The following is a 26,382-nucleotide window of genomic DNA, read 5'->3' as shown; positions in this document are numbered from 1 at the left end:
GATATGGGCCGGCTTTTTCTTACCCTCCCCTGAGTGGGCAGAGTCTAAATCGCGCTCTCGCCTTCGTGCTGGAAGCCGAGATAGCTCGCGGCGACGCCCTTGTTGGCGGCGATGTCCTTGGCGGTGCCGGACAGCACGAACTCGCCGAGCTCCATCACATAGGCGCGGTCGGCGATCTGTAGTGCCGCCTGGGCATTCTGCTCGACCAGCAGCACCGAGACGCCGGCTGAGCGGAGCTCGCCGACGATGCGGAAGATGTCGGCGACGATGATCGGGGCGAGGCCGAGGCTCGGCTCGTCCAGCATCAAGAGTTTCGGCGCGCCCATCAGCGCGCGGCCCATCGCCAGCATCTGCTGCTCGCCGCCGGACAGCGTGCAGGCGAGCTGCTTGCGCCGTTCCTTGAGCCGCGGAAACAGCGTGTAGACCCGCTCCAGCGAGACGGCCGCCGTCGATTTTGCAATCCGGAAGGCGCCGAGCTCGAGATTGTCCTCGACATTCATGGTGCCGAACAACTCGCGATGCTCCGGCACGAGGCTCAGGCCGGTGGCGACGCGATCCTCGATATCGAGCGGCGCCATGTCGACGCCGGCGAAAGTGGTGCGGCCCCTCAGCGGCAGCACACCCATGACGGCGTTCAGAAGCGTGGTCTTGCCGGCGCCGTTGGCGCCGATGATGGTGACGATCTCATTGGCAGCGACGTCGAGCGAGACGCCGCGCACGGCCTCGACCTTGCCGTAGGAGATGTGGACGTCGGTTACCGACAGCAGTGCGCTCATGCGGCGGCTCCGAGGTAGGCCTTGATCACGTCGGGGTTGCGTTTGATCGAGGCCGGCGTGCCCTCGGCGATCTTGGTGCCGAAATCCAGCACCACGATGCGGTCGGCGAGATCCATCACGAACCCCATGTCATGTTCGACCAAGAGCACCGACATGCCGCCGTCGCGCAATTGCCGGAGCAGCGCGGCCAGCCGTTGCTTCTCCATGTGGCGCAGGCCGGCGGCCGGTTCGTCGAGCAACAGCAGCATCGGATCGACGCACAGCGCGCGCGCAATTTCGACGATGCGCTGCTGCCCGAGCGACAGCGAACCGGCGAGCTGATCGATCTGGTCGGACAGCCCGACGCGCGCGATCTGCCGCGCCGCCTCCGCCAGCAGCTTCGCCTCGTCAGTGCGGTCGAGCCGCAGCATGCTGGAGATCGCGCCGGAATTGCCGCGCAGATGCGCGCCGATCGCGACGTTCTCCAGCACGGTCATGTCGGGCACCAGCTTGACGTGCTGGAACGTTCTGCTGACGCCGAGCTTGACCACTTCCTGGGGCGGGGCGTTCGCGACCTCGTTGCCGAGCACGGAGATCTTGCCGCCGGTTGCGGCCAGCACGCCGGTGATCAGGTTGAAGGTCGTGCTCTTGCCGGCCCCGTTTGGGCCGATCAGCGCGACGATCTCGCGGGCGTTGACGTCGAACGACACGTCGTTCACCGCGAGCACGCCGCCGAACTGTTTTCGCGCCTTGTCGATGTGCAGCAGCACCGATGACGTTCCCGGCGCCCGTTCGCGGTGTTCCAGCTTCACCGACGTGTCCGGGGTCTTGCGGGCCGGCTTGAACGGCAGCTTCGACATCAGCCAGGGCCAGACGCCCTGCGGTGCGAGCTGCAACAGCAGCACCAGCATGATGCCGAACACGATGGTCTCGAGCTGGCTCTGGCCGCCGAAGATGTAGGGCAAGTAGCTCTGCAGCACTTCCTTGAGGATCACGACGATCCCTGCGCCGAGCACGCCGCCCCAGACGTAGCCGGCGCCGCCGACGACGGCGATGAACAGATACTCGATGCCGGCCTGCGCGCCGAACGGCGTCGGGTTGGCGGCGCGCTGGAAATGCGCATAGAGCCAGCCGGACAGGCCGGCCAGCACCGCCGCGTAGATGAACACCAGGAGCTTCGCGCGCGGCGTCTGGACGCCGAACGCTTCAGCGGCGATATGGCCGCGCCGCAGCGCGCGGATGGCGCGCCCGGTGCGGGAGTCCAGCAGGTTCATGGTCAATAGCGCCGCGAGCAGTACCGCGACCCAGATCGCGTAATAGATCGTATCCGGGCTCAGCATCTTGAACGAGCCGATCGAGAGCGGCGGGATGCCGGAAATGCCGTCGTTGCGGCCGAGGAATTCGAGCTTGCTGAACAGATAGAACAGGCCGATGCCCCAGGCGATGGTGCCGAGCGGCAGATAATGGCCGGACAGTCGCACCGTGACGAGGCCGAGCAGCACGGCCGCAATGCCGCTGACCAAGAGCGAAGCCGGCAGCGTCAGCCATGGCGACACGCCATAGGCGGTAGTCAGCACCGCGGTGGTGTAGGCGCCGAAGCCGCAGAACGCAGCCTGCCCGAACGAGGTGAGGCCGCCGACGCCGGTGAGCAGCACCAGCCCCATCGCGACCAGCGCGGCGAGGCCGATATTGTCGAGCAGCACGATCCAGAACGGCGGGATGCCCGGCAGAAGCGGGATCACCGCCAGCACGAGCGCGAAGATGATGAGAGGGAGCCGCTGCGTCATCGCGCTCAATCCTTCTCTTCTTCGACCTGGGGCGCTGCGAGCGAACGCAGCACCAGGACGGGAAGGATCAGCGTGAACACGATGACTTCCTTGAAATTGCTGGCGTAGAACGACGAGAAGGCCTCGACGATGCCGACCACGATGGCCGCGACCGCGGTCAGGGGATAGCTGACCAGGCCGCCGATGATCGCGGCGATGAAGCCCTTCAGGCCGATCAAAAAGCCGGTGTCGTAATAGAGCGTGGTGATCGGCACGATCAGGATGCCGGAAATCGCGCCGATCACGGAAGCGAGCAGGAATGCGATCTGGCCCGATAGCGTGGTGCGGATACCGACCAGGCGGGCGCCGAGGCGATTGACCGCGGTGGCGCGCAGCGCCTTGCCGGTCCTGGTGTAGCCGAAGAACAGCCACAGGGCGACGATGAAGCCGACCGTCAGGCCGTAGACGGCAAGGCTCTGGCCGGTGAAGCGCAGCGGACCCGCGGTCACCGCGGCACCCGACAGCGCCGGGCCGCGCAGGCCTTCGGCGCCGAAGAACACGAGGCCCAGGCCCTGCAACGCCAGATGGCAGCCGACCGAGGCGATCAGCAGCACCAGCACGGAGGTGTGCGCGATCGGCTGGAAGGCGATGCGATAGAGAAACAGTCCGATCGCCGCGACGATCAGGAGGGCGAGCGCGATGTTGACGGCGACCGGCGTATGGGGGCCAACCAGCGCATAGACGAGGCCGAGCAGCGCCACAGGGAAGACAATGTTGAGCGCGACCGAGCGCATCACCAGCCGGGCATGCAGCGCCTTGCGGGCGAAGAACAGGTCGAGGGCGAAAGCGACGAGGCCCATCGCGACCGCGAGCCGCGCCGTGCCCGGTACCTGCCCGGTCGCCAGCATGGCGTAGCTCAGCGCGCCGTAGGTCACGAATTCGCCCTGCGGGATCAGGATCACCCGCGTCACGGCGAACACCAGCACCAGGGCCAGCCCGAGCAGTGCGTAGATCGCGCCATTGGTGATGCCGTCCTGCAGCAGGAACAGCATGATCGTTGTGTTCAAGGCCGAGCGCTCCCCCTTAAGCGTCGGGCCGCCGCAGCCGGCTATGCCGGTCGGGTCGGCCGATATCGGCTGTTGATAGCCGCTGATATTAGATATAGCGGATAACAATTATTAGATATAATCTCAAGGTCCCCGATCGTCCCGCCGGGTTTTTGTACCGGGATTGCGAGCCTGGAGCGATGACTGTTTCCAAGACCGCCTCCGATGCCGTCCGATCGTCGCGTGCCCTGCGCAAGGAACCGGTCGATCCTGCCGGGGACGACAGCATGCTGCAACTGGGCGAACTGTCCGGATTGCTCGGCTATTCGCTGAAGCGTGCGCAGCTCAGGGTATTCGAGGACTTCCTGCGCTGCGTTGCGCCGTTGCAGCTGACGCCGGCGCAGTTCTCGGTGCTGCTGCTGCTCGACAAGAATCCCGGCCGCAACCAGACCGAGATCGCCAACACGCTCGGCATCCTCAGGCCGAATTTCGTCGCGATGCTCGACGCGCTGGAGAGCCGCGACCTTTGCGCGCGGATGCGCTCGACCAACGACCGCCGCTCCCACATCCTCGTCCTGACCGACAGGGGCCGCGCCGTGCTGGCGCGCGCCAAGAAGCTGGTCGCCAACAAGCACGAGGCCCGGCTGATCGAGGTGCTCGGCCCGGCCAACCACGCCGCGCTGCTGGAGATGCTGGCAAAGCTCGCGCAGGAGTTTTGAGGGGCGCGACGGCCCCTCCGCGTCATTGCGAGGAGCGACAGCGACGAAGCAATCCATGTCTCGGCAAGCGGCGCGATGGATTGCTTCGCTGCGCTCGCAATGACGGGGAGAGAGCAGTGCGCATCAATCCACCAGGATCACCCTGACATCATTCACGTTGGTCAGCGTCGGCCCGGTCAGCAGCAAATCCCCGGTCTGCGCGAAGAAGCCCGTGGCATCGTTGTTCTCGAGATAGGCCTTGGGATCGAGGCCGATCGATTTCATCTTGGCGAATGTCGCCTGATCGATCACCGCGCCGGCGGGATCGGTCGCGCTGCCGGCGCCGCCATCGGCGCCGTCGGTGTCGGCGGCAAGCGCCGCGATGTCGGGCGCGTCCTTGAGCAGGTCGGCCAGCGCCAGCGCGTATTCCTGGTTGGGACCGCCGCGGCCGTTGCCGCGCACGGTCACCGTGAGCTCGCCGCCGGAGATGATCGCGACGCGCTTGCCTTCGCTGCGCGCCTTCAAGGCGAGCTGCGCGTGCGCAGCCGCGATGTCGCGGGCTTCGCCTTCGAGATCGGCGCCGAGCGCGATCGTCTCGTAGCCGGCGTCCTGCGCGACCTTCACCGCGGCGTCGATCGAGGCTTTCGGCTTCGCCAGCAACTCGAATGTCGCCCGCGCAAAGGCGGGATCGCCGGGCTTGCAGCTCTCATTCCTGGGATCGTCGAGCGCGCGGCGGACCGCGTCATCGACGGAGAGATTGTATTTGGCGACCAGCGCGCGGGCATCGGCGAGCGTGGTCGGATCCGGCACCGTCGGGCCCGAGGCGATCGCGGACGGATCGTCATGCGGCACGTCCGAGATCGCCAGCGTGACGATCTCGGCGGCGTGCCGGCCGGCGCGCGCCAGCCGCCCGCCCTTGATCCGCGACAGATGCTTGCGGACGATGTTCATCTCGCCGATCGGCGCGCCGGAGCGCAGCAGCGCGCGGTTGACCTGCTGCTTCTGGGCGAAACTCACGCCCTCGACCGGTGCGATCCAGTTGGCCGAACCGCCGCCGGTCAGCAGCACCAGCAGCAGATCGTCGGGCGCAGCTTCAGCCGCCAGCCGCAGCGTATCGTCGGCCCCGCGCAGGCCGGCTTCATCGGGCACGGGGTGGCCGGCCTCGACCACCTTGATGCGGCGGGTCGGCACGCCATGGCCGTGGCGGGTGGTGGCGATCCCGACCAGCCGCGACGGTTCGAGGCCGAGCGTGTCGAGATAGTGCCGCTCCGCCGCCGCCGCCATGGCGCCGGCGCCCTTGCCGGCGGCGAGGCAGATCACGCGGCCTTTCGGCGCCGGCCGCAGTCGCGATGCCAGCACGACATCGGGATGCGCAGCCGCTACCGCAGCATCGAAGATCGAACGCAGGAAAGGACGACGGTCGGTCATGGTTGTGCCTTTGTAAGACGGATCAGTTTGCGGCGATCTCGCCGCTGATGACGTCGCCGAACAATTGCCAGCGCTCGCCCTTGAACTGCATCAGTTGCAGTTGCTCGATCGGCTGGAAGTCGCTCGGGCCGGTCGACAGCGTTACGCCCGGCAACAGTCCACCTTGCGCAAACTGCTTCAGGCTTGCGGCCTGCTTCATCACATTGGCGCGGGTGAGGTCATCGCCGCAGCGGCGCAGCACCTCGACCATGGTGGTCGCCATGTTGTAGCCGGTCATCGCCGAGGCATCGACGCGGTTGGTGTCGGGCATGTACCTGGCGAGCAGCTCGTCGAACGCCTTCATGCCGGCGTCGTCCTTCCACTGCGGATCGCTGGCATCCTTGGCGTAGGCCGCCGAGATCACGCCCTGCGCATTGTCGAGCCCGGCCGGACGCATCACCGTTGCGGTGGAGGCAGAGACGTTGGAGACGATCGTCACCGGCTTCCAGTTCATCTCGCCGAGCTTCTTGATCGCCTGGGCGCCGAACTTCGGCGTGGTGAAGAAGATGATGACATCGGGGTTGGATGATTTCAGCCGCACCACGTGGGAATCGATGGTCGGCTCGGCGACCTCGTAGCTTTCCTTGGCGACGATCCGCGCCGGATCGCCGGCAAAGCCGTCCTCCAGGCCCTTGAGGTAGTCCTTGCCCATGTCGTCGTTCTGGTAGAGCACCGCGACCTTGGCGGCGGGCTTCTCCTTGAGCAGATATTTCGCGTAGATCCGCGACTCGCTCTGGTAGCTGGGCAGCCAGCCCATGGTCCATGGGAAGGTCTTCGGGTCATTCCACTTGGTCGCGCCGGTGGCGACGAACAGCTGCGGCACCTTCTTGGCGTTGAGATATTTCTGGATCGCGGTGTTGGAGGCGGTGCCGAGCGTGCCGAACAGGAACAGCACCTCGTCGCTCTCGACCAGCTTGCGCGCCTGCTCGACCGCCTTCGGCGGCGAATAGGCGTCATCATAGGAGACGAAGGTGATCTTGCGCCCGTTGATACCGCCGTCGTCGTTGACCTTCTTGAACACCGCGGCCATCGCCTTGCCGACCACGCCATAGGCCGACGCCGGGCCGCTATAGGGCACGATGTTGCCGATCTTGATCTCGGTGTCGGTGGCGCCCGTGTCGTACTTCTTCTGCGCCCATGCGGCATTGCCGGTCATGGCGGCGACGGCGAGGCCGAGCAGGGCGGTTGCAACACGGTGACGGATCGGCTTCGGCATTTCCCGAAAACTCCTTGTTGTTGCCGGCGCGCAGGGGCGCCGGGTTCTCTTCGGTTCTTGGCGGATTTCCTAGCGCATTGGCGGGCAAAGTGTAAGCAGGCATCGCCCCGGGCCGGTCTGAGGCGGCGCCATGGCTCTAGGCTATTGTTTTGGACGTGTTTTCTCGGCGCGGACCGGTATCCGCTTCGCTTGAAAACGCTCGCATGAAAAGCCCCTGCGACGATATCGCAGGGGGCCATTTTCAGTCGATCGTTGGCGGGAAATCAGCCGCCGACGTCGGCGCTGATGATGTCACCAAACAGTTCCCATTTCTCGCCCTTGAACTTCATCAGCTGCAACTGACTGATCGGCGCGAAATCGTTCGCGGCGGTGTTGATCTTGATGCCGGGCAGCAGCACTTCAGTGCGGAAGTCCTGCAGGTTCGCCGCCTGCTTCATGATGTTCTCGCGGGTGAGGTTGTCGCCGCACTGCTTGAGCACCTGGACCAGCGTCTGCGCCACGCCGAAGCCGACCACGGTGCCGCCGTCGAGCTTGTCGCCCTCGGGGAAGTCCTTGGCCATGAAAGCGTAGAATTCCTTCATGCCGGGATCATTGTCCCATTGCTTGTCGGAAGCATCCTTCAGATAGGCGGCGGAGATGATGTCCTGCGCGTTCTCGAAGCCGGCCGGCTTGATCACGCTGCCGACCGAGGCCGACACGTTGTTGAGGAAGTGGGTCGGCTTCCAGCCGATCTCGGCGACCTTCTTGATCGCCTGGGCGGCGAATTTCGGCGTCGCGATGTCGATGAAGACGTCGGCGTTGCTCGCCTTCAGCTTGACGATGTTGCTGTCGATGGTCGGCTGGGACGTCTCGAAGCTCTCCTCGGCGACGATCATGCTCGCGGCCTTCTGGCCGAGGCCGTCCTTCAAACCCTTCAGATAGTCCTTGCCGTAATCGTCGTTCTGGAACAGCACCGCGATCTTGGCGTTCGGCATGTTCTTCAGGATGTATTTTGCGTAGATCTGGGTCTCGCTCTGGTAGTTGGGCTGCCAGCCCATGGTCCAGGGAAAGTCCTTCGGGTCGTTCCATTTGGTGGCGCCGGTGGCGACGAACAGCTGCGGCACCTTCTTGGAGTTCATGTATTTCTGGATCGCCGAGTTCGACGGCGTGCCGAGCGAGTTGAAGATCAGCAGCACCTCGTCGCTTTCGACCAGCTTGCGGGCCTGCTCCACCGCCTTTGGCGGCGAGTAGGCGTCATCGTAGGAGATGAAGTTGATCTTGCGGCCGTTGATGCCGCCGGCGTCGTTGATCTTCTTGAAATAGGCGGCCTCGGTGCGGCCGATGATGCCGTAGGCGGACGCGGGTCCGCTGTAGGGCATGATGTTGCCGATCTTGATCTCGGTGTCGGTGGCGCCGGTGTCGTATTTCTTCTGGGCAAACGCAGCGCTGCCCGACGTCGCGACGAGCGCCAGTGCGGCCCCGAGGACCGCAAGTCGTGTGGTAGCGGACATTGATGTCTCTCTCCCTGTTGTCAGACGAATGTGTCATGGCCCCCTGTTTCGAGGGCTCTGTTGTTATCGGGTGAAATTACCAGCTTAGGCGGGTCGCCTCAATGAAAAGCCCCTGCGACAATGCCGCAGGGGCCGCGTCTTTAGTCGACAATTCCCGGCTAGCCGCCGACGTCGCCGCTCAAAATTTCACCAAAGCGGTCCCAGGTCTCGCCCTTGAACTGCATCAGTTGCAGTTGGGAAAGCGGCGCGAAGTCGGTCGCCGAGGTGTTGACCTTGACGCCGGGCAACAGGCCGCCGGGTTCGTAATCGCGAATGCTGGCCGCCTGCTTCATGATGTTCTCGCGGGTCAGATTGTCGCCGCAGGCCTTGAGCACATGCACCAGGCCTTGCGAGACGATGTAGGCGTACATCACGGAGGCGTCGGCCCGGTTCGCTTCCGGATAATACTTATCGAGGAATTCGTTCCAGGCGATCATTGCCTTGTCGGTCTTCCACTGCGGATCGGTCGGATCCTTCAGGTACTGCGACGAGATGATGCCCTGGGCGGCCTCGAAGCCGGCCGGCTTGATCACGCTGCCGATCGAGGACGAGACGTTGTTGAGGAAGTGCAGCGGATGCCAGCCGAGCTCGGCGTTCTTCTTGATCGCCTGCGCGGCGAACTTCGGCGTCGTGATGTTGAAGAACACGTCTGCGCCGGAGGCCTTGAGCCTGACGATGTGGGAGTCGATGGTCGGCTCCGTCACCTCGTAGCTGTCCTCGGCGACGATCATGGACGCTGCCTTGCTGCCGAGCCCGTCCTTGAATCCCTTCAGATAATCCTTGCCGTAATCGTCGTTCTGGTAGAGCACCGCGATCTTGGCGTTCGGCTTGTTCTTCAGGATGTACTTCGCATAGATGATGGACTCGCTCTGGTAGTTGGGCTGCCAGCCCATCGTCCACGGAAACTCCTTCGGGTCATTCCACTTGGTGGCGCCGGTGGCGACGAACAGTTGCGGCACCTTCTTCTGGTTCATGTATTTCTGGATCGCCGAGTTCGGCGGCGTGCCGAGCGAATTGAAGATCATCAGCACCTCGTCGCTCTCGACCAGCTTGCGCGCCTGCTCGACCGTCTTCGGCGGCGTGTAGGCGTCGTCGTAGCTGATGAAGGTGATCTTGCGGCCGTTGATGCCGCCCTCGGCGTTGAGCTTGCGGAAATAGGCCTCCTCGGTCTTGCCGATCACGCCATAGGCGGAAGCCGCTCCGCTGTAGGGCATGATGTTGCCGATCTTGATCTCGGTGTCGCTGGCGCCGGTGTCGTATTTCTTCTGGGCGACGGAGGGGGTCGTGGTTGCCGCGAGCAATGCGAGGGCAGCCGAAAAGGCCCCCAACCGCAAATGGATAGCAGGCATTTTGATCTCCCATGGATCACGGTGAATGTGTCACGATTTTTGGAGTGGGAGCACTTCGCGGCTCCTCGCGGCATTGAATACCTTTCGTCTGGTGCCAGCAACAGAAAGCCCCCCGCGGCGCTGCCGCGGAGGGCGTCATTTAGTCGAACGCGATGTGAGGAAGCCGGCGCCGCGGAATCGCCTCACGACACACGCGAAGCGTTTGCGTGAAGACCGTGCGTCGTCCTAGTTGCTGAGCCCGCTCGAAATGATGTCGCCGAACAACTCCCACTTCTCGCCCTTGAACCGCATCAAGCGCAATTGCTTGATCGGCGCGAAATCGGTGGCCGAAGTGTTGATGCTGATGCCCGGCAGCAGCGTGCCGGGGACATAATCCTTCAGGCTCGCGGCCTGCTTCATGATGTTGGCACGGGTGAGATCGTCACCGCACATCTCCAGCACCTGCACCATGGTCTGCGCGGCGGCGTAACCGTAGGAAGTCGCGCCGTCGAGCTTGTTGGCGTCGGGATAATTCTTCTTGAGGAAGGCCAGGAATTTCTCCATGCCGGGATCCTTGTTCCATTGCGGATCGGCGCCGTCCTTGAGATAAGACGCCGACAGGATGCCCTGCGAATTCTCGAAGCCGGCCGGCTGCATCACGCCGCCGACCGAGGCCGAGACATTGGCGACGATCTGCATTGGCGTCCATGCGATCTCGGCGGCCTTCTTGATCGCCTGCGCGGCGAATTTCGGTGACGTGATGCTGATGAAGGTGTCGGCGCCGGCGGCCTTCAGCTTGACGATGTGATTGTCGATCGCGGGTTCGGAGGTTTCATACGCCTCCTCGGCGACGATCATCGAAGCCTTGTCGCCGAAGGCGTCCTTCAGGCCCTTGAGGTAGTCCTTGCCGAAATCGTCATTCTGGTAGAGCACGGCAACCTTGGCGTCGGGCTTGTGCTTCATGATGTATTTTGCGTAGACCCGCGCCTCGTCCTGGTAGGACGGCTGCCAGCCCATGGTCCACGGATAGTTCTTGGGGTCGTTCCACTTGGAGCCGCCGGAACCGACGAACAGCTGCGGCACCTCCTTCTCGTTCATGTACTTTCGGATCGAAGCGTTGGTTGCGGTACCGACCGAGCCGAACACCAGCAGCACCTCGTCGTCCTCGACCAGCTTGCGGGTTTGCTCCACGGTCTTGGCCGGCGAGTAGCTGTCGTCATAGGAAATGAACGTGATCTTGCGGCCGTGGATGCCGCCGGCCTCGTTGATCATCTTGAAGTAGGCGGCCTCGGTCCTGCCGATCACGCCATAGGCGGAGGCGGGACCGCTGTAGGGCACGGTGTTGCCGATCTTGATCTCGGTGTCGCTGGCACCGGTGTCGTATTTCTTCTGCGCCAGCGCGACATTGCAGCTCGTCAGGATTAGAGCGAATGCGGACAACAGCGCCGTCAGGGACGGACGTACGGCAGTCATGTTTTCCCCACCTCAGGTTCTTGGTTCTGAGTATTCAATACGATCGGCACAGGGCGTCAACAAAAAGCCCCCGCGACTGATATCGCGGAGGCCCGTTGTTTATTTCCGCAGTGCAACGTTATTCTGAGGGAACGTCGCCGGAAATGATGTCACCGAACAGTTCCCATTTCTGACCCTTGAAGCGCTGCATCTGCAGCTGGGCGATCGGGGCGAAGTCGGTGGCCGAGGTGTTGATCTTGACGCCGGGCAGCAGGGTATCGGGCGTGAAGTCCTTCAGGCTCGCGGCCTGCTTCATGACGTTGGCGCGGGTCAAGTCGTCGCCGCACATTTCGAGCACCTTGGCAAGCGTCTGCGCGGCACCATAGCCGTAGACGTAGCCGCCGTCGGTCTTGTCGGCGCCCGGCATGTACTTGTCGAGAAACTCAGCCCACTTCTTCATGTTCGGATCGTTGGCCCACTGCGGATCGGCGCCGTCCTTGGCATAGGCTGCCGACAGCACGCCCTGGGCGTTGTCGAAGCCGGCCGGCTGCATCACGCTGCCGACCGAGGCCGACACGTTGGTGATGATCTGCAGCGGCTTCCAGCCGAGCTCGGCGGTCTTCTTGATGGTCTGCGCGCCGAATTTCGGCGTCGTGTAGATCAGCAGGACGTCCGGATTGGCGGCCTTGATCTTGACGATGTGGCTGTCGATCGACGGCTCGGAGATCTCGTAGCTCTCCTCCATGATGATGCTGGAGGCGGCCTTGGCGCCGAATCCATCCTTGGTACCCTTGAGGTAGTCTTTGCCGAAATCGTCGTTCTGAAAGAGGATCGCGACCTTGGCGTCGGGCTTCTCCTTCATTAGCCATTTGGCGTAGATCTGGGCTTCGCTCTGGTAGCTCGGCTGCCAGCCCATGGTCCACGGGAAGTTCTTCGGGTCGTTCCACTTGGTCGCGCCGGTGGCGACGAACAGCTGCGGGATCTTCTTGGAGTTCAGGTACTTCTGGATCGCGGTGTTGGACGGCGTGCCGAGCGGGTTGAAGACCAGCAGCACCTCGTCGCTCTCGACCAGCTTGCGCACCTGCTCGACCGCCTTGGGCGGCGAATAGGCGTCGTCATAGCTGACGAAATTGACCTTGCGGCCGTTGATGCCGCCGCGATCGTTGATCATCTTGAAGTAGGCTTCTTCGGTCTTGCCGATCACGCCGTAGGCGGAGGCCGGTCCCGAATAGGGGATGATGTTGCCGACCTTGATCTCGGTATCGCTCGCGCCGGTGTCGTATTTCTTTTGGGCGAATGCGGCAGTGGACGTCGCGGCAACAGCGACGATCGCCGCGGAAATCGCGGCGATCCGAACGGTAGAACGCATAATGTCTCCTGGTTGGGTTCTAAGGATTCTTAGTTTTTCTTGAGCTTTGCGGCCAGTTGCTGGGCGATGATCGCAACCTGCCTGGCGCCGTGCGGCACGAGGAAGATGACGAGGAACAGCAGCACGCCGAACACGGCACCGGAAAGGCCCTTGGAAATGCCTTCCGCGATATTGGGCACGAAGATGATGAAGGCGCTTCCGACGATCGAGCCGGGCAGCCAGCCGACGCCGCCGACCACCATGCCGAGGAACAGCGAGATCGCGAGCTGGATGGTGTAGCCATCCGGCGCCACGAACTGCACTGCGATGGCGCCGAGACCGCCGGCAACGCCGGTGATGCCGGCCGAGACGCCGAACGCCAGCGTCTTGTACAGCGCGACGTCAACGCCCATCGCGGAGGCCGCGATCTCGTTGTCGCGGATCGCCATGAAGGCGCGGCCGGAGCGCGACCGCAGCAGGTTCACCGAGGCGAGGTAGATTCCGATCGAGACCGCCAGGGTGAAATAATAGAGCCACATGTCCTGCCCCATCGGCAGCCCGAACGGGGCATCCGGCTTGGTGACGACGAGGCCCTGCACGCCGCCGGTCCAGTGCTCGAAATAGCCGAGCTTGAGGAGCTGCGGCATTGCGGTGGCGAGCGCAAAGGTCGCGAGCGCCAGATAGACGCCCGATAGCCGCAGCGCCGGCTGGCCGAACAGGAAGCCGAAGCCGAAGCAGACGATGCCCGCGACCGGCAGCGTGAGGGCATAGTTCATGCCCGCATGCTCCATCAGGATCGCCGACGTATAGGCGCCGACGGCGTAGAACGCGCTCTGGCCGAGCGAGAACTGGCCGCTTCCGCCGGTCAGGATGTTGAGCGCCATCACCGCAAGGGCGTAGATCAGAAGCATCGTCATCTGGAAGATGATGAAGTTCTTCACGAACAGCGGGATCAGGATGAGCACGGCGAGCACGATAAGCGAGGTGCCGTAGCCGAGCGTCATGGCGCGCTTGGGAACGGCCTCGACAGCCTGGCCTTCGGTGACAACTTCGACTTCTTCAGCGGCGCTCATGATCAAACTCGCTTGACGATGGCGCGGCCGAACAGGCCTGCCGGTTTAACGACCAGGACGACGATGATCAGCGCAAGCGCGATCGGAAGTTTCAGTTCATTGCCGACACCGGGGATGTAGGTGCCGACCAGGTTCTCGAAGATGCCGACCAGGAAACCGCCCATCACAGCGCCGAACGGACTGGTCAGGCCGCCGAGCACGGCTGCGGCAAATCCGTAGATCAGCACGCCGAGCATCATGTTGGGCTCGAGGAACACCACGGGGGCGATCATCATGCCGGCGATCGAGCCGATCGCCGCGGCCATGCCCCAGCCCAACGCGATCATCCACGAGGTGTTGATGCCGACCAGGCGGGCCGATTCCGGCAGCGATGCGGCGGCGCGCATCGCAAGGCCGACCCGGGTGAAGCGGAAGAAGAAGAACAGCAGGACCAGCATCAACAGCGTGATGCCGATCATGCCGGCCTGGTGGGTCGAGATCAGCTGGCTGCCGAGGAACGGTGAGGAGCCGAACGGCGTCGGATACTGCTTGATGGTGAAGTCCCAGATCAGTCCGGCGACCGAGTTGATGATCGCGTAAAGCGCGATGAAGCCGGCGACATTGGTCAGGATCGGCGCCTTGGCCAGCGGCTTGAACAGCAACCGCTCGATGACGATGCCGGCGGCAAACGAAAAGGCGACGGTGAGCACGAAGGCGCCCCAATACGGCACACCCCATTGCATCAGCTGCCAGGACACGAAGGTCGAAAACATCGCCATTTCGCCCTGGGCGAAATTCAGATGGTCGATGGCCTGGTAGATCATCACGACCGCGAGCGCCATGCAGGCATAGATCGCGCCGGTGGCGATGCCGGCCAGGACCTGGTTGGCAAAAAGCTCCATTGTGCCAGCTCCTCAGTAGCCGAGATAGGATTTGCGGACGTCTTCGTTGTTCGCGATGTCCTTGGCATTGCCCGACATCACGATCCGTCCGGTTTCGATCACATAGGCCTGGTCGGCGAGCTCGAGCGCGAGCTGCGCATTCTGCTCGACCACCAGGATGGTCACCTTTTCCTCGCGATTGATCTTGCCGAGGATGCGGAATAGGTCGCGCACGATCAGCGGCGCGAGGCCGAATGACGGCTCGTCGAGCAGCATCAGGCGCGGCCGCAGCATCAGCGCGCGCGCCACCGCGAGCATCTGCTGCTCACCACCGGACAGCGTGCCGGCCTGCTGGGTGTAGCGCTGCTTCAGCACCGGGAAATGCTCGTACATCCGCTCGATGTCGGAGCCGATTGCCTTCTTGTCCGGACGGCTGATGGCGCCGAGCTGCAGGTTTTCCTCCACCGTCATGTTGGTGAAGGTGCCGCGGCCTTGCGGCACATGGGCGATGCCGAGCCGGACCACGTTTTCGGTCGAGCGCGTGCCGATCGGCTTGCCCTCGAACTCGATCGCGCCGGTCGAGCGCACCATGTTGCAGATCGCCCGCAGCGTGGTGGTCTTGCCGGCGCCGTTGGCGCCGAGCAGCGTGGTCAGCGACCCCTCGTTGAGGGAAAAGCTGAGGCCGTGCAGGGCCTGGACCTGGCCGTAATAGGCGCGCAGGTCCTTGACGTTGAGCATCGTGGTCATTGGTCCTTGCTCCCCAGATAGGCCTTGATGACATCAGGGTCGGCCTGGACCTGGGCCGGCGTGCCTTCGGCCAGCTTGCGGCCGAAATTGAGCGCGACGACGTGGTCGGCGATCGACATCACGAGACCCATGTGATGCTCGACCAGCAGCACCGTAATTTTACGGTCGTCGCGGATTTTGCGGATCAGGTCGCCGAGCACATAGACTTCCTCGTGATTGAGGCCGCCGGCCGGCTCGTCGAGCAGCAGGATCTTCGGATCCGCGGCCAAAGCGCGCGCCAGCTCGACGCGCTTCTGAGTGCCGAAGGGAAGTCCCGAAACCACGGTGTGGGCGACGTCCTCGAGATCGAGATAGCCGAGGATGCCGTGCACCTTCTTGTTCATGTCGCTCTCGCCGCGCCGGACCCAGGCGAGCCGCAGCGAGTCGCTGACGATGTCGCTCGAGGTGCGCGCATGCGCGCCGACGCGCACATTGTCGATCACGGACAGGTTGGGAAACAGCGCGACGTTCTGGAAGGTGCGGCCGATGCCGATCTCGGCGATCCGATGCGGCGGCCGCGACAGGATGCTCTTGCCTTCCATCAGGATGTCGCCGGACGACGGCTGATAAAGCCGCGACAGGCAATTGAACAGCGTCGTCTTGCCGGCGCCGTTCGGCCCGATCAAGCCGAGGATCTGTCCATGGCGCATGTCGAACGACACGCCATTGAGTGCGATGATGCCGCCGAACACGACGCTGACGTCGCGAACCGCGAGCAGGGGATCATTCCCCTGCGCGAGCTGTGCCTGCGTCATCTCGTCTCGCCCGCCGTCTTCGAGCGGTGCGAGCTATCCTGCGGTGTGCTTCGCCGGACGTGATTGAGGCTATCTGATCCCCTCGGCCAAACGTGCAACTTTCCCTCCTACTCTAGACTTTTTGCTTTGTTCTTTTTTGGATTGCGGCGCCATCCCACCGAGCGCCTGCTCGATGTTCCTTACCATCGCGACAAGACGAGGTCCAATGTCGTTGAGCAATCTATCTTCCGTGAAGCGGAATGCCGGCGCGCCGCAATTGAAGGCGTAAGGACCGGTTCCGTCGTTCAGTCTCAATGCAACGCCAACCGCGGCGACGTCGTTCTGCCAGTCGCCGGTCGACATGGTGAAGCCGTGCTTCGCCACCGTCTCGCCGGCGCGCTCGATGCCGTCGCGCATCTTGGCCCAGCGGCTGCCGTAGTGATCCCGCAGCTCGCGTAATAAAGCCGCACGCTCTTCGGGTGGCAATGCCCAAATATAGGCACGTCCCATTGCGGTGGTCGCGATCGGCACCCGCGAGCCGACGTCGAGCTGCACGCCGAGCGCCAGGCCGTTCCGGCTCTGGCCGAAATAGATCATGCTGTGACGGTCGCGGCCGCCGACCGCGACGGCACCGCCGGTCGCGCGCATCACTTCTTCTCGATAGGGCTCGGACAAATGCCGAACGCCGAGATTGGCGAGCGCGGCATAGCCGAGCGCCATCGCCGACGGCGCGAGCTGATACTTCTCGAATTTCGGTACAGGTGTAAGGTATCCCAGCTTGGTTAGCGTGTAGGTCAGCCGGGAAATGGTTGGCTTCGGTAGTTTGGTGCGGGCTGCAATCTCCTGATTGCCGAGCAGCCCGTCATTGGGTTGAAATGCGCGCAGGACGTCCAGTCCGCGGGAAAGCGCGACGACGAAATTGCGATCGGTCGCTGCTTTCTTGCTGGCGCGCTTCATCCCTAATCCTTGTCCTGCCCTTGTTATGCTCGTTGACAAGGCTCGTGCTTCAAAATAACCCTCCGTGTCAAGATGTGGAATTAAATTTCGCAGTGCGAAATTGGTCTAGTCGTAGCGGCTCGACGCAAGTCGGGCAGCTACTCAACACAAGTTCAAGAACAAGCATCCAGGGAGAGTCCCGGTGAGTGAAGTCGTCAAGCTCGAACGTCATGACAACATTGCCGTCGTCACGGTTAACAGTCCGCCAGTGAACGCGCTGAGCGCGGCCGTGCGCGGCGGCATCTTCGATTGCATCAAGGCCGCGATCGATGACGCGCAGGTTCAGGGCATCGTGCTGACCTGTGCCGGCCGCACCTTCATCGCCGGCGCCGACATCACCGAATTCGGCAAGCCGCCGAAGCCGCCCGGCCTCGCCGACGTGCTGAGCCTGATGGAAAGCTCGCCGAAGCCGATCGTTGCCGCGATCCACGGCACCGCGCTCGGCGGCGGCCTCGAGGTCGCGCTGGCCTGCCACTATCGCGTCGCCACCAAGGACGCCAAGCTCGGTCTGCCCGAGGTGAAGCTCGGCCTGCTGCCGGGTGCCGGCGGAACCCAGCGCCTGCCGCGTGCGGTCGGTCCCGAGCTCGCGGTCAAGATGATCGTCGGCGGTGACCCGATCAGCGCTGACGCTGCGCTGAAGGCCGGCCTGATCGAGGAGATCGTCGAAGGCCCGGCCTCGGGCGGTGAGGCATTTGCGCGCAAGGTGGTCGCCGAGAAGCGTCCGCTGCGTAAGCTGCGCGATGACGACTCCAAGCTCGCCGCGGCCAAGGCCGATCGTTCGATCTTCACCAATGCAGTCGCTGCGCTGACCAAGAAGTCGCGCGGGCTCGAGGCGCCATTCGCCGCTGCCGACGCCGTCGGCGCCGCGATCGACCTGCCGTTCGACGAAGGCCTGAAGAAGGAGCGCGAGGGCTTCCTCAAGCTGATGAACGGCGACCAGTCCAAGGCGCAGCGCTACGCCTTCTTCGCCGAGCGCGAGGCCGCCAAGATCTCCGGCGTCCCCGAAGGCACCAAGGGCCGCAACGTCGCGCGCGTCGCCATCCTCGGCGCCGGCACCATGGGCGGCGGCATCGCGATGTCGTTCGTCAATGCCGGCATCCCGGTCACGCTGATCGAGACCGGCGAGGAGCAGCTCAAGCGCGGCATGGGCATCATGCAGAAGAACTACGAGGCGACCGCCGCGCGCGGTGGCATCCCGGCGGACGCGCCCGCCAAGCGGATGGCGCTGATCAACGGTGTCGTCGGCATCGAGAACGTCGGCGACGCCGATCTCGTGATCGAGGCGGTGTTCGAGACCATGGCGGTCAAGAAGGAAGTGTTCGGCAAGCTCGATCAGTATGCCAAGCCGGGCGCGGTGCTCGCCTCCAACACCTCTTATCTCAACATCGACGAGATCGCGCAGTCGACCAAGCGTCCGCAGGACGTGCTCGGCATGCACTTCTTCTCGCCGGCCAACGTCATGAAGCTGTGCGAGATCGTGCGCGCCGACAAGACCGCGCCGGACGCGCTGGTGACTGCGGTTTCAATCGCCCGCAAGATCGCCAAGGTGCCGGCAGTTGTCGGTGTCTGCGACGGCTTTGTCGGCAACCGCATGCTGGCGCAGCGCGGCAAGCAGTCCGAGAAGCTGCTGTTCGAAGGCGCGCTGCCGCAGCAGGTCGACGCGGTGGTCACCAAGTTCGGCATGCCGATGGGCCCGTTCGCGATGGGCGATCTCGCCGGCCTCGATATCGGCTGGCGCTCACGTAAGGACCGCGGCATCAAGTCTGAGATCGCGGACGCGCTCTGCGAAGCCGGCCGTTTCGGCCAGAAGACCGGCAAGGGCTACTACAAGTATGAGCAGGGCTCGCGCGCGGCGCTACCCGATCCGGAAGTCGAGAAGCTGATCGACGAGACGCTCGCGCGCCTCGGCCGCAAGAAGCGCGTCGTCAGCGACGACGAGATCCTCGAGCGCATGATGTACCCGATGATCAACGAGGGCGCGAAGATCCTCGCCGAAGGCATCGCGGCGCGTCCGTCCGACATCGACGTGGTCTGGCTCTACGGCTATGGCTGGCCGATCTATCGCGGCGGCCCGATGTTCTGGGCCGACACTGTCGGTCTCAAGCACATCGCCGATCGCCTGGCCTTCTACGCCAAGGAGACCAACGATCCCTCGCTCGAGCCGGCGCCGCTGCTCAAGAAGCTCGCCGACGAAGGCAAGACCTTCGCCTCGCTCGCCGCGGCGTCGAAGGCGGCGTGATTGGCCGAAGGCCTGATCACATGTCGTTCCGGGGCATCGCGAAAGCGATGAACCCGGAACCCATCGGGCCCCGGCGCGTGTGGATTGATGGATTCCGGGTCTGGCCCTTCGGGCCATCCCGGAATGACGACTTCATAGAGTCCCTGCGAAGGCATCCATGACCTATCCCGGCGAACAATATTATCCGAGCGGCGTGAAGTGGAGCGACGGGATCACGCGCGGCACGCTGCCGGATCTGCTCTCGACCGCGGCCGCCGAATATGGCGCGCGCCCGGTGCTCGAATTCCGCGACCGGCCGATCAGCTACAGCGAGCTCGAGTCGCTGGTTGAGACCGCCGCCGCCGCCTTCCTGCGCGCCGGTTACGGCAAGGGCACCTCGGTCGCGCTGTTTCTCGGCAATTCGCCTGACCATCCGATCAATTTCTTCGGCGCGCTGAAGGCCGGCGCCCGCGTGGTGCATCTGTCGCCGCTCGACGGCGAGATCGCGCTGTCGCACAAGCTCTCTGATTCCGGCGCGCGCGTGCTGGTCACCAGCAACCTCGCGGCGCTGCTGCCGACTGCGCTGAAATTCCTCGCCAAGGGTCTGCTCGACCGATTGATCGTTTGCGAGGACGACAATTGGGGCAAGGCCGGCACGCCGCAGACGGCGTTGCCCGACAATCCTGCGATCATCACGCACAAGCAGTTCATCGACGGCGCGACCAGGCCGGCGCAGTGGCCCGCGGTCGACGTCGAGGACGTCGCGCTGCTGCAATATACCGGCGGCACCACGGGCCTGCCCAAGGGCGCCATGCTCAGCCACGGCAATCTCACCGCGGCGGTGTCGATCTATGATGTCTGGGGCAAGCCCGCGCGGCTCGAACGCAATGCGGTCGAGCGCGTGATCTGCGTGCTGCCGCTGTTTCATATCTATGCGCTGACCGTCGTGCTGCTGTCGGCGATCCGGCGCGGCCATCTGATCTCGCTGCACCAGCGCTTCGACGTCGAAGCCGTGATGCGCGATATCGAGGTCAAGCGCGCGACGGTGTTTCCCGGCGTGCCGACGATGTGGATCGCGATCGCCTCGCTGCCCGATCTCGACAAGCGCGATCTCTCCTCGCTGGTGGTCGCCGGCTCCGGCGGCGCGCCGCTGCCGGTCGAGGTCGCAAAGGTGTTCGAGCGCCGCGTCGGCATGAAGTTGAAGAGCGGCTGGGGCATGACCGAGACCTGCTCGCCCGGCACCGGCCACCCCAAGGAAGGCCCGGAGAAGCCGGGCTCGATCGGACTGATGCTGCCCGGCATCGAGATGGACGTGGTGTCGCTGGAGGATTCCACCAGGGTGATGCCGGTCGGCGAGGTCGGTGAAATCCGCATCCGCGGCCCGAACGTCACCAAGGGTTACTGGAACAGGCAGGCGGAGACCGCGGAGGCCTTCGTCGGCGACCGCTTCCTGACCGGCGACATCGGCTACATGGACACGGACGGCTATTTCTATCTGGTCGACCGCAAGAAGGACATGATCATCTCCGGCGGCTTCAACGTCTATCCGCAGATGATCGAGCAGGCGATCTACACCCATCCGGCCGTGCAGGAGGTAATCGTGATCGGCATTCCCGACGATTACCGCGGCGAGGCGGCCAAGGCCTTCATCAAGCTGCGCGACGGCGAGAAGGCGTTCTCGGTCGACGAGCTGCGCACATTCCTTACCGGCAAGGTCGGCAAGCATGAATTGCCGGCGGCGGTCGAGTTCGTCGCCGAACTGCCGCGCACCCCGGTCGGCAAGCTGTCGCGTCACGAACTGCGCCAGCAGCAGCCGAAAGCATCTCAGCCGCAACACGCATCGGTGTCTCGCTCATGACCGGGCCTGTTCGAGCTGTTGCAGTCATTCCGTCGTCCCGGCCAAGCGAAGCGCGAGCCGGGACCCATACGCCGCGGCCTCTGCAAAAGGCACACGCGGCAACCGGCTTTGCCAGTTGCGATGGCCGGTGGTTATGGGTCCCTGCTTTCGCAGGGACGACGGCGAGCGCGTTGTGAACTTATTGAACTTCAAAAGGAGGATCCGATGGATCTCGCTTTCACCAAGGAAGAGATAGCGTTTCGCGAGGAGGTACGGGAGTTCTTCAAGAACAACGTGCCGCCGGAGACCCGGCGCAAGCTGCAGGAAGGCCGTCATCTGTCGAAGGACGAGATGGTCACCTGGTGGCGCATCCTCAACAAGAAGGGCTGGGGCGTCACCCACTGGCCGAAGGAATATGGCGGCACCGGCTGGACCACCGTGCAGCACTACATCTTCAATGAAGAGCTGCAATCCTATCCCGCGCCGCAGCCGCTCGCCTTCGGCGTCAGCATGGTCGGCCCGGTCATCTACACCTTCGGCAACGAGAAGCAGAAGAAGGAATACCTGCCGCGCATCGCCAGCGTCGACGACTGGTGGTGCCAGGGCTTCTCGGAGCCGGGTTCGGGTTCGGACCTTGCCTCGCTGAAGACCAAGGCCGAGCGCCGTGGCGACAAGTGGATCATCAACGGCCAGAAGACCTGGACCACGCTGGCCCAGCACGCCGACATGATCTTCTGCCTCTGCCGCACCGACAACAACGCGAAGAAGCAGATGGGCATCTCCTTCATCGTGTTCAGCATGAAGTCGAAGGGCGTCACCGTGCGTCCGATCCAGACCATCGACGGCGGCCACGAGGTCAACGAGGTGTTCTTCGACGACGTCGAAGTACCCTACGAGAACCTGATCGGCGAGGAGAACAAGGGCTGGGATTATGCCAAATTCCTGCTCGGCAACGAGCGCACCGGCATCGCCCGGGTCGGCGTGTCGAAGGAGCGGCTGCGCCGCATCCGCGCGCTGGCCTCCAAGGTCGAGTCCGGCGGCCGTCCCGTCATCGAGGATCCGGCGTTCCGCGAGAAGCTCACGGCCTGCGAGATCGAGCTGAAGGCGCTCGAGCTGACCCAGCTCCGCGTCGTCGCCGACGAGGGCAAGCACGGCAAGGGCAAGCCCAACCCGGCGTCCTCGGTGCTCAAGATCAAGGGCTCGGAAATCCAGCAGACCACGACCGAGCTGCTGATGGAGATCATCGGTCCGTTCGCCGCGCCCTATGACGAGCACGGCGATGCCGGCTCCAACGAGAGCATGGATTGGACCGCGCAGATCGCGCCGAGCTATTTCAACAACCGCAAGGTTTCGATCTACGGCGGCTCCAACGAGATCCAGCGCAACATCATCAGCAAGGCCGTGCTGGGACTTTGATTTCTCTGCTCCCTCGCCCCGCTCTTGCGGGGAGAGGGTTGGGGTGAGGGGCTTCTCTCCGCGCAGGGAATTGCGGAGAGACCTGTACCCCCTCACCCGGACCGCATCTGGCGATGCGACGTAGCCGAAGCTTCGCTTCGGCGTTCTTCAGGAACGGCCGCCGGAGGCGGCCTACGCCTCTCCCCGCAAGCGGGGCGAGGTGAAGAGGTCCCGGTTTCGCTAACGACTTTCAGTTTAAGGGAACGAACATGGATTTTGATCTGTCCGAGGAGCAGCGGCTTCTCAAGGAAAGCGTCGACGGGTTGCTGGCGGATGCCTACGACTTCGATGCGCGCAAGAAGTACATGAAGGAGAAGGGCGGCTGGAGCAAAGCGCTCTGGGGCAAGCTCGCCGAGCAGGGCCTGCTTGGTCTGCCCTTTGCGGAGACCGATGGCGGCTTCGGCGCCGGCGCGGTCGAGACCATGATCGTGATGGAAGCACTCGGCAAGGCGCTGGTGGTCGAGCCGTATCTGGCCACTGTCGTGGTCGCCGGCGGCTTCCTGCGCCATGGCGGCTCGGCCGAGCAGAAGGCCAAGTACATCCCGGGCATCATCGACGGCAGCAAGACCTTCGGCTTTGCCCAGCTCGAGAAGAACTCGCGCTACGACCTGTTCGACGTCGTGACCACGGCCAAGAAGAAGGGCGACGGCTGGGTGATCGACGGCGAGAAGTTCGTCGTGCTCAACGGCGAGAACGCCGACACGCTTGTCGTGACCGCGCGCACCAAGGGCGGCCAGCGCGACAAGGCCGGCATCGGCGTATTTCTCGTCCCGGCGGATGCCAAGGGCGTCACCAGGAAGGGCTATCCGACGCAGGACGGCCTGCACGCGGCCGACATCACCTTCACCAATGTCGAGGTCGGTGCTGACGCTGCGATCGGCGATCCCGAGAACGGCCTGCCGTTGATCGAGCGCGTCGCGGACGAAGCCCGCATTGCGCTGTGCGCGGAAGCGGTCGGCGCGATGGACGAGTCGCTGAAGGAGACCGTCGAGTACATCAAGACCCGCAAGCAGTTCGGCGTTGCGATCGGCTCTTTCCAGAGCCTGCAGCACCGTGCCGCCGACATGTTCGTGGCGCTGGAGCAGGCCCGCAGCATGTCGATGTTCGCGACCATGGCGTCCGACTTCACCGATGCCAAGGAGCGTTCGTCCGCGGTCGCGGCCGCCAAGGTGCAAGTCGGCAAGTCGCTGAAGTTCGTCGGCCAGCAGTCGATCCAGCTTCACGGCGGCATTGGCATGACCATGGAAGCCAAGATCGGCCACTACTTCAAGCGGCTGACCATGATCGAGAACACACTCGGCGACACCGACTACCACCTCCGTCGCGTCAGCGAAGGCGGCGGGCTGTTGGCCTGAGCCCACTCACGTCATTCCGGGGCGCCGCAACGCGGCGAACCCGGAATCCATTTCACCACCAATGATGCGGCCCAATGGATTCCGGGTTCTCGCTTCGCGAGCCCCGGAATGACGGCCGATCCGGGAGGCAACAACAATGAAAAACACCCCGTTCGATCTCACCGGCCAGGTCGCCGTCATTACCGGCTCGAGCCGCGGCATCGGCCGCTCCTCGGCGGAGCTTTTGGCCAAGCTCGGCGCCAAGGTCGTGGTCTCCTCGCGCAAGGCGGATGCCTGCCAGGAGGTTGCCGACGGCATCAAGAAGGCCGGCGGTGACGCGCTCGTCATTCCCTGCAACATCGCGCGCCGCGCGGAGGTCGAGGCGCTGGTCTCGGGCACCATCAAGCATTACGGCAAGATCGACATCCTGGTCTGCAACGCCGCGGTGAATCCCTACTACGGCCCGCTGCTCGACATCACCGACGAAGCCTTCGACAAGATCATGGGCTCGAACGTCAAGAGCAACATCTGGCTTTCCGCACTGGCGATCCCGCAGATGGCCGAACGCGGCAAGGGCTCGGTCGTGATCATCTCCTCGATCGGCGGCTTGCGCGGCTCGACCGTGATCGGCGCCTACGGCATCTCCAAGGCGGCGGACTTTGCGCTGTGCCGCAGCCTCGCCGGCGAATGGGGACCGAAGGGCGTGCGGGTCAATTGCGTGGCGCCGGGCCTCGTGAAAACCGATTTCGCCCGCGCGCTGTGGGAAGATCCGGACAATCTGAAGCGCCGCACCGCGTCGACGCCGCTCCGCCGCATCGGCGAGCCCGACGAGATCGCCGGCGCCGTGGCCTATCTCGCTTCCGACGCCTCGACGTTCATGACCGGCCAGACCATCGTGGTCGACGGCGGTGTGACGACGGCGGCGACGTAAGGTTCGGTCGCCTTACGGAATAGCGCGCTGCCACTCCACAAATTCGTCATGCCCGGCCTTGTGCCGGGCATCCACGTCTTTGGCGGTTGCTGCGAGCAAGACGTGGATGGCCGGGACAAGCCCGGCCATGACGACGTCTAGAGATCTTCGCTCAAGCAGCCTCAGACCTGCTCCAGCGCCCGCTCGAAATCCTCGATCAAATCGTCGGGATGCTCCAGCCCGGCCGAGAAGCGAATAAAGCCCTCGCTGATGCCGAGCTCGGCGCGGGCCTCGGGCACCAGACGCTGATGCGTCGTGGTGGCAGGATGGGTGACCAGGCTCTTGGCGTCGCCGAGATTGTTGGAGATGCGCGAGATCTTCAGCGCGTTGAGGCAGCGGAAGGCGCCGGCCTTGCCGTCCTTCACCTCGAAGCCGACCAGCGTCGAGCCGGCGCCCATCTGCTTCTTCACCGTCGCGGCCTGCGGATGGTCGGGGCGGCCGGGATAGACCAGCCGCGTGATCTTCGGATGTTTCGCCAGCGCCTCGGCGATCTTCGCCGCGTTCTCGGTCTGCGCGCGAACGCGGACGCCGAGCGTCTCCAGCCCCTTCAGCAGCACCCAGGCGTTGAACGGTGACAGCGACGGGCCGGTCTGGCGCATGAAATTGTGGATGTGCTCGGCGATGAAGGCCTCCGACGACAGGATGACGCCGCCGAGGCAGCGGCCCTGGCCGTCGATGTGCTTGGTCGCGGAATAGACCACGACGTCGGCGCCGAGCGACAGCGGGCTCTGCCAGATCGGCGTCGCGAACACGTTGTCGACGATCAGCCGGGCGCCGCCGCTATGCGCGATCTCTGCGATCGCACCGATATCGAGCACGTCGAGCGTCGGGTTGGTCGGGCTCTCCAGGAAGAAGGTCTTGGTGTTCGGCCGCAACGCGCGCTGCCACTGGTCGAGATCGAGGCCGTCGACCAGCGTCGTCTCGATGCCGTAACGCGGCAGCAGGTCCTGCACGACGTAAAGGCAGGAGCCGAACAGCGCCTTCGACGCCACCACGTGATCGCCGGCCTTCAGCGGCGCGAGGATCGCAGTGGTCACAGCGGCCATGCCGGTCGCGGTCGAGCGCGCGGCTTCCGCGCCCTCGAGCTCGATCATGCGGCGCTCGAACATCGCAATCGTCGGATTGGAATAGCGCGAATAGATGAAGCCGGGATCCTGTCCCTTGAAGCGCGCCTCGCATTGCTCGGCGGTGTCGTAGACGTAACCCTGGGTGAGAAACAGCCCTTCCGACGTCTCCCCGAATTGCGAGCGGAGCGTGCCGCCATGGACGAGGCGGGTTTCGGGACGAAAATGGGCGGTAGTCTTGGCTTCAGAAGATTTGGACTCAGACATGTGACCTCCGAAGTGGCCATTTCCTCTGAAAATGGCCACAAAAAAACCGGCCTGGAGAAACCTCCACAAGCCGGGATCACACTGTCCCCGGCCTGTTTAGCGACTTATTTAACGTGGCTGCAAGCCGGCCGGCTCAAATCACCACGGGATAAGTGCAGCTGATATTCCCTCGCGCCCTTTCCG

21 protein-coding genes and 1 riboswitch are annotated in these 26,382 nt (G+C 64.0%); of the genes, 6 read left to right on the top strand and 15 right to left on the bottom strand.

Going from position 1 to position 26,382, the window contains the following annotated elements:
* Window positions 1-44 precede the first annotated feature (44 nt).
* Genes H8A95_RS03805 through H8A95_RS03795 form a run of 3 tightly spaced genes read right to left on the bottom strand, consistent with a single transcriptional unit; the run spans window position 45 to window position 3,588 of the window.
* Window positions 45-776 (bottom strand): ABC transporter ATP-binding protein, encoded by a 732-nt coding sequence (locus H8A95_RS03805; RefSeq protein ID WP_229181929.1) that lies wholly within the window; start codon window positions 774-776, stop codon window positions 45-47.
* Window positions 773-2,542: a branched-chain amino acid ABC transporter ATP-binding protein/permease gene (locus H8A95_RS03800; protein WP_229181927.1), complete on the bottom strand. Its 1,770-nt coding sequence runs from the start codon at window positions 2,540-2,542 to the stop codon at window positions 773-775. Before H8A95_RS03800 ends, H8A95_RS03805 begins: the two co-directional genes overlap by 4 nt.
* A gap of 5 nt (window positions 2,543-2,547) precedes the next feature.
* A complete protein-coding gene (locus H8A95_RS03795; RefSeq protein ID WP_229181925.1) occupies window positions 2,548-3,588 on the bottom strand; it encodes a branched-chain amino acid ABC transporter permease in 1,041 nt (346 codons plus the stop codon).
* Window positions 3,589-3,767: 179 nt separating this feature from the next.
* Between H8A95_RS03795 and H8A95_RS03790 the strand changes: the two genes are divergently transcribed.
* The gene (locus H8A95_RS03790) at window positions 3,768-4,286 is read left to right on the top strand and encodes a MarR family winged helix-turn-helix transcriptional regulator (RefSeq protein ID WP_163160463.1); all 519 of its coding nucleotides are present in this window, start codon (window positions 3,768-3,770) and stop codon (window positions 4,284-4,286) included.
* A gap of 123 nt (window positions 4,287-4,409) precedes the next feature.
* Here H8A95_RS03790 and H8A95_RS03785 read toward each other — a convergent pair whose 3' ends face one another.
* The 11 genes from H8A95_RS03785 to H8A95_RS03735 form a co-directional block, all read right to left on the bottom strand.
* Entirely contained in the window at window positions 4,410-5,693 is a 1,284-nt protein-coding gene (locus H8A95_RS03785) for a glycerate kinase type-2 family protein (RefSeq protein WP_229181924.1), read from the bottom strand.
* 22 nt (window positions 5,694-5,715) lie between these two features.
* Window positions 5,716-6,948 (bottom strand): ABC transporter substrate-binding protein, encoded by a 1,233-nt coding sequence (locus tag H8A95_RS03780; protein ID WP_420839326.1) that lies wholly within the window; start codon window positions 6,946-6,948, stop codon window positions 5,716-5,718.
* A gap of 263 nt (window positions 6,949-7,211) precedes the next feature.
* Window positions 7,212-8,438: an ABC transporter substrate-binding protein gene (locus H8A95_RS03775; RefSeq protein WP_229181922.1), complete on the bottom strand. Its 1,227-nt coding sequence runs from the start codon at window positions 8,436-8,438 to the stop codon at window positions 7,212-7,214.
* A 158-nt stretch (window positions 8,439-8,596) separates the two neighbouring features.
* Complete coding sequence (locus H8A95_RS03770; RefSeq protein ID WP_229181920.1) at window positions 8,597-9,826, bottom strand: ABC transporter substrate-binding protein; 1,230 nt, start codon at window positions 9,824-9,826, stop codon at window positions 8,597-8,599.
* 225 nt (window positions 9,827-10,051) lie between these two features.
* A complete protein-coding gene (locus tag H8A95_RS03765) occupies window positions 10,052-11,278 on the bottom strand; it encodes an ABC transporter substrate-binding protein (RefSeq protein WP_229181918.1) in 1,227 nt (408 codons plus the stop codon).
* 118 nt (window positions 11,279-11,396) lie between these two features.
* Complete coding sequence (locus H8A95_RS03760; protein WP_229181917.1) at window positions 11,397-12,626, bottom strand: ABC transporter substrate-binding protein; 1,230 nt, start codon at window positions 12,624-12,626, stop codon at window positions 11,397-11,399.
* A gap of 29 nt (window positions 12,627-12,655) precedes the next feature.
* Window positions 12,656-13,678 (bottom strand): branched-chain amino acid ABC transporter permease, encoded by a 1,023-nt coding sequence (locus H8A95_RS03755; RefSeq protein WP_229181916.1) that lies wholly within the window; start codon window positions 13,676-13,678, stop codon window positions 12,656-12,658.
* Between the two features lie 2 nt (window positions 13,679-13,680).
* Window positions 13,681-14,559, bottom strand: coding sequence for a branched-chain amino acid ABC transporter permease (locus H8A95_RS03750; RefSeq protein WP_229181914.1), 879 nt, complete (start codon window positions 14,557-14,559; stop codon window positions 13,681-13,683).
* A 12-nt stretch (window positions 14,560-14,571) separates the two neighbouring features.
* Entirely contained in the window at window positions 14,572-15,285 is a 714-nt protein-coding gene (locus H8A95_RS03745) for an ABC transporter ATP-binding protein (protein WP_028339070.1), read from the bottom strand.
* Window positions 15,282-16,079 (bottom strand): ABC transporter ATP-binding protein, encoded by a 798-nt coding sequence (locus H8A95_RS03740; protein ID WP_229181913.1) that lies wholly within the window; start codon window positions 16,077-16,079, stop codon window positions 15,282-15,284. Before H8A95_RS03740 ends, H8A95_RS03745 begins: the two co-directional genes overlap by 4 nt.
* A gap of 69 nt (window positions 16,080-16,148) precedes the next feature.
* Window positions 16,149-17,015: an IclR family transcriptional regulator gene (locus H8A95_RS03735; RefSeq protein ID WP_163160473.1), complete on the bottom strand. Its 867-nt coding sequence runs from the start codon at window positions 17,013-17,015 to the stop codon at window positions 16,149-16,151.
* Between the two features lie 181 nt (window positions 17,016-17,196).
* Here H8A95_RS03735 and H8A95_RS03730 point away from each other — a divergent pair, with 181 nt between their 5' ends.
* The 5 genes from H8A95_RS03730 (at window position 17,197) to H8A95_RS03710 (ending at window position 24,829) form a co-directional block, all read left to right on the top strand.
* Window positions 17,197-19,293, top strand: coding sequence for a 3-hydroxyacyl-CoA dehydrogenase NAD-binding domain-containing protein (locus tag H8A95_RS03730; RefSeq protein WP_229181912.1), 2,097 nt, complete (start codon window positions 17,197-17,199; stop codon window positions 19,291-19,293).
* Window positions 19,294-19,450: 157 nt separating this feature from the next.
* Window positions 19,451-21,130, top strand: coding sequence for a dicarboxylate--CoA ligase PimA (gene pimA / locus H8A95_RS03725; protein WP_229181910.1), 1,680 nt, complete (start codon window positions 19,451-19,453; stop codon window positions 21,128-21,130).
* Window positions 21,131-21,334: 204 nt separating this feature from the next.
* Window positions 21,335-22,525, top strand: a complete 1,191-nt coding sequence (pimC, locus tag H8A95_RS03720) for a pimeloyl-CoA dehydrogenase large subunit (RefSeq protein ID WP_195786408.1) — start codon at window positions 21,335-21,337, stop codon at window positions 22,523-22,525.
* A 248-nt stretch (window positions 22,526-22,773) separates the two neighbouring features.
* Window positions 22,774-23,919 (top strand): pimeloyl-CoA dehydrogenase small subunit, encoded by a 1,146-nt coding sequence (pimD, locus tag H8A95_RS03715; protein ID WP_229181909.1) that lies wholly within the window; start codon window positions 22,774-22,776, stop codon window positions 23,917-23,919.
* 136 nt (window positions 23,920-24,055) lie between these two features.
* Entirely contained in the window at window positions 24,056-24,829 is a 774-nt protein-coding gene (locus H8A95_RS03710; RefSeq protein WP_163162334.1) for an SDR family NAD(P)-dependent oxidoreductase, read from the top strand.
* Window positions 24,830-24,990: 161 nt separating this feature from the next.
* Here the strand turns inward: H8A95_RS03710 and H8A95_RS03705 are convergent, their stop codons facing one another.
* Window positions 24,991-26,199, bottom strand: coding sequence for an O-succinylhomoserine sulfhydrylase (locus H8A95_RS03705; RefSeq protein ID WP_229181907.1), 1,209 nt, complete (start codon window positions 26,197-26,199; stop codon window positions 24,991-24,993).
* Window positions 26,200-26,274: 75 nt separating this feature from the next.
* Window positions 26,275-26,354: riboswitch (SAM riboswitch) on the bottom strand.
* Between the last annotated feature and the right edge of the window lie 28 nt (window positions 26,355-26,382).

Source organism: Bradyrhizobium oropedii (genome assembly GCF_020889685.1).
Classification (GTDB): Bacteria; Pseudomonadota; Alphaproteobacteria; order Rhizobiales; family Xanthobacteraceae; genus Bradyrhizobium; species Bradyrhizobium oropedii.
Note: the sequence above shows the minus strand (reverse complement) of the source record. Positions and strands in the feature narration are given on the sequence as shown.

Coding starts and splice junctions, on each gene's coding strand:
- H8A95_RS03780 (WP_420839326.1), bottom strand. CDS start 6,948: ATGCCGAAGCCGATCCGTCACCGTGTTGCAACCGCCCTGCTCGGCCTC.
- H8A95_RS03705 (WP_229181907.1), bottom strand. CDS start 26,199: ATGTCTGAGTCCAAATCTTCTGAAGCCAAGACTACCGCCCATTTTCGT.
- H8A95_RS03710 (WP_163162334.1), top strand. CDS start 24,056: ATGAAAAACACCCCGTTCGATCTCACCGGCCAGGTCGCCGTCATTACC.
- H8A95_RS03775 (WP_229181922.1), bottom strand. CDS start 8,438: ATGTCCGCTACCACACGACTTGCGGTCCTCGGGGCCGCACTGGCGCTC.
- H8A95_RS03760 (WP_229181917.1), bottom strand. CDS start 12,626: ATGCGTTCTACCGTTCGGATCGCCGCGATTTCCGCGGCGATCGTCGCT.
- H8A95_RS03790 (WP_163160463.1), top strand. CDS start 3,768: ATGACTGTTTCCAAGACCGCCTCCGATGCCGTCCGATCGTCGCGTGCC.
- H8A95_RS03745 (WP_028339070.1), bottom strand. CDS start 15,285: ATGACCACGATGCTCAACGTCAAGGACCTGCGCGCCTATTACGGCCAG.
- pimA (WP_229181910.1), top strand. CDS start 19,451: ATGACCTATCCCGGCGAACAATATTATCCGAGCGGCGTGAAGTGGAGC.
- pimC (WP_195786408.1), top strand. CDS start 21,335: ATGGATCTCGCTTTCACCAAGGAAGAGATAGCGTTTCGCGAGGAGGTA.
- H8A95_RS03765 (WP_229181918.1), bottom strand. CDS start 11,278: ATGACTGCCGTACGTCCGTCCCTGACGGCGCTGTTGTCCGCATTCGCT.
- H8A95_RS03740 (WP_229181913.1), bottom strand. CDS start 16,079: ATGACGCAGGCACAGCTCGCGCAGGGGAATGATCCCCTGCTCGCGGTT.
- H8A95_RS03800 (WP_229181927.1), bottom strand. CDS start 2,542: ATGACGCAGCGGCTCCCTCTCATCATCTTCGCGCTCGTGCTGGCGGTG.
- H8A95_RS03770 (WP_229181920.1), bottom strand. CDS start 9,826: ATGCCTGCTATCCATTTGCGGTTGGGGGCCTTTTCGGCTGCCCTCGCA.
- H8A95_RS03755 (WP_229181916.1), bottom strand. CDS start 13,678: ATGAGCGCCGCTGAAGAAGTCGAAGTTGTCACCGAAGGCCAGGCTGTC.
- H8A95_RS03750 (WP_229181914.1), bottom strand. CDS start 14,559: ATGGAGCTTTTTGCCAACCAGGTCCTGGCCGGCATCGCCACCGGCGCG.
- H8A95_RS03805 (WP_229181929.1), bottom strand. CDS start 776: ATGAGCGCACTGCTGTCGGTAACCGACGTCCACATCTCCTACGGCAAG.
- pimD (WP_229181909.1), top strand. CDS start 22,774: ATGGATTTTGATCTGTCCGAGGAGCAGCGGCTTCTCAAGGAAAGCGTC.
- H8A95_RS03785 (WP_229181924.1), bottom strand. CDS start 5,693: ATGACCGACCGTCGTCCTTTCCTGCGTTCGATCTTCGATGCTGCGGTA.
- H8A95_RS03735 (WP_163160473.1), bottom strand. CDS start 17,015: ATGAAGCGCGCCAGCAAGAAAGCAGCGACCGATCGCAATTTCGTCGTC.